The organism is Stenotrophomonas sp. SrG (assembly GCF_050031795.1).
In the GTDB taxonomy this organism is placed as follows: Bacteria; Pseudomonadota; Gammaproteobacteria; order Xanthomonadales; family Xanthomonadaceae; genus Stenotrophomonas; species Stenotrophomonas rhizophila_A.
The window spans coordinates 1-235 of record NZ_JBNBBE010001376.1 but is presented as its reverse complement, the minus strand read 5'-3'; the positions used below and the strand labels follow the sequence as shown (position 1 = coordinate 235).

Annotated in this window: 1 protein-coding gene; it reads left to right on the top strand. The window is 74.9% G+C overall.

What is annotated here, in order from left to right; genetic code table 11:
* The coding region (locus ACQG3P_RS23910; RefSeq protein WP_426806440.1) for a hypothetical protein at positions 1-235 on the top strand (235 nt) is incomplete at both ends.

Here is a 235-nt window from a genome sequence, read left to right as displayed (position 1 = left end):
GGCGGCGCTCGGGGTATGGCCACGCCACGACCTGGACCACCCCCGTAACGAAGCGGTGGTGACCCGCGCGCTGCAGCCGCCGCTGCCGGCGGCGCTGCTGGCCCAGCGGCTGCATGCCGCGCAGCCGCGCGCCGCGCGCATCCAGAGCACGCTGGTCAGCGGGCTGCAGCGCACCCTGGTAGAGCGCGTGGCGTCGTATTTTTCGCAGCTGCCCGAACGCACCTCGGCGGCCCTG